This is a genomic window from Bartonella sp. AD24XZML, from assembly GCF_042196485.1.
GTDB lineage: Bacteria > Pseudomonadota > Alphaproteobacteria > Rhizobiales > Rhizobiaceae > Bartonella.
The window spans coordinates 1-2002 of the sequence record NZ_JBHIQH010000017.1; the positions used below are offsets into that span (position 1 = coordinate 1).

The 2002-nt window shown below is 30.9% G+C and carries 1 protein-coding gene and 2 pseudogenes; all 3 read left to right on the forward strand.

Annotated elements, in window-relative coordinates:
* Nucleotides 1-212: pseudogene (locus ACFIMX_RS02000) on the forward strand (virulence-associated protein E); the annotation flags it as partial.
* Between the two features lie 336 nt (nt 213-548).
* A complete protein-coding gene (locus ACFIMX_RS02005; RefSeq protein ID WP_375693947.1) occupies nt 549-914 on the forward strand; it encodes a hypothetical protein in 366 nt (121 codons plus the stop codon).
* Nucleotides 915-1461: 547 nt separating this feature from the next.
* Nucleotides 1462-1669, forward strand: a pseudogene (locus tag ACFIMX_RS02010) (DUF3987 domain-containing protein); the annotation flags it as partial.
* Nucleotides 1670-2002 lie beyond the last annotated feature (333 nt).

A 2002-nucleotide genomic window follows, 5' to 3' on the forward strand; every position in this document is an offset into this window, starting at 1 on the left:
TCAAACGAGCAAAACTGAAAGCAGAGAGAGCAAAAGCAATTTGGCAACAAAGCAAACCAATCAAAAATACTTTAGCAGAAATCTATTTACGCATGCGTGGGATCACGTGTGACTTATCTCCTTATTTACGCTTTTACGACAAATGTCCACACCCCTCTGGGGTTACACTGCCCGCGTTGATTGCTCTTGTTAAAGGGACTGGTTCTTATGCATTTGAATTTTCCCCATAACAAAGCGCGTCTCACCATTGCAATGGATGGGGATGATGCGGGTCGTAAAACAGTTTCACCCTAGCAAAGCGTGCTTATAATAATGCCCCTTTAAATAAAGAAAAACGGCATTTTTGAACTACATAACATCATAATTAAACACAATACAAATAAATAAGGATAAAATAGTATATAATTTTGTCACATATTACCAATACAAAATCGCATATTATATCATTGTTCTAATAAAATAGATAATACCATTAAATATAATACATATTGATACAATAAAAAGAATCATTCATAAAATGCGTGAATAATCTAAATAATAAGAAAAAAATGAATCATATAGTAATATTGATAGCTGTAATACTTTGTTTGCTATATGCTTATTGGCGTTATTATGAATTTAAAAAGTGGGCGTTTTTTCCATCTTTGTTAATAGTTGTAGGCTCTACTACAATATTCTTTCTTTTAGCAGTAGATTATCCTGTGGAAGAGGCTTGCAAACCAATTCACATAGGACATGATCATAATTCAACTCTTCATTGCATTATTAGTGATATATATGAAGATCTTAGTTATATTTTAAGAGAAGGACATGGTGTTGAAATAGTAATTTTTTGTTTAGTGTTTTCAATTATATCTCTATGTGATAAAATTAAAGAACGAAATATTGGTCGTGATAAAGAAAACGACAGCTAAAATGCAGCAATGATTATAATGGTCCATGGCAATAATTTTCTTAAAGTATGTAATTACACGTTTTTACAAAAAATGGTCGTACTTAATTTAACTACCTTTTAACTGTGTTAAAAACTATTCGGTCATAAATTATTAAATCTATTTATCTTTTGCCTTCAAAAATGTTGCTATCTATACTTTATATAGTTTATCTATGATTATTAGTAATGGGATTCGTATAGCTTCAAAATAGCACGGTGATTGGAAAATTGTTCCAATCTCTGTAATAGCTCATTATTAGAAAGCATTTAGCTATAAAGCACCAGCTATTCTTCTCTCTATAGCTTTCAAAAGTATGGTATCAAAAATGAAGCAACTAGAAAAAAGAAACCTACAAAATATTCAAGAATAAAAACAATAAATAAGCCATTGCTATTTTCTCTAAATCTTTTGAAATTAAAAGGACAGTGATAAGCTTTTTTCTAAAGTAACGCCTATTGGCAATGATATCATAGTAGAAAAACTTAAGAGTTTGCTTAATAGAAATTTGCATGAACTTTTTTATTGGTTATTAGATATCTTTACTTTACGCGATATTCATCAAAGAAGTTGGACTTCTTTTAAAAGACAATGAAGCTGTGAAGCAAGCTTTGGAGCTTTTATGCCGTTGTAACTATATTCGTGAAATCTCTGGAGACAAGAGCTCACAAGGCGGTCGACCGACCATACGCTATGAATGGAATCCTTTAGTAAAGGGGCATAAGACACCCCAATAAGGCATTGGGAAATCTTATGAAGGGATTAAACCCTATTATCCCCTTATATTTCATAAAGTGAACCTTCAAAGGACGTCTCAACTATGAGTTTCGAGGATTTTGAAGGTTTTGAGGGTTCCTTTTACCCCCCGTTATATATTTTTTTTCAATCAAAAATAAAAGTTATTATATATCAATATGTTAATATTTTAAAGAAACAACCTATATTGCATACAATATGTAAATACAATCTGTAGTATACATTTAAGAGGGTTTTGAAGGTATTTTGAGGGTGTGAGAAACCTTCAAAACCTATCTATAAAATGCATCAAAATACTCATTCTGATATTTTAA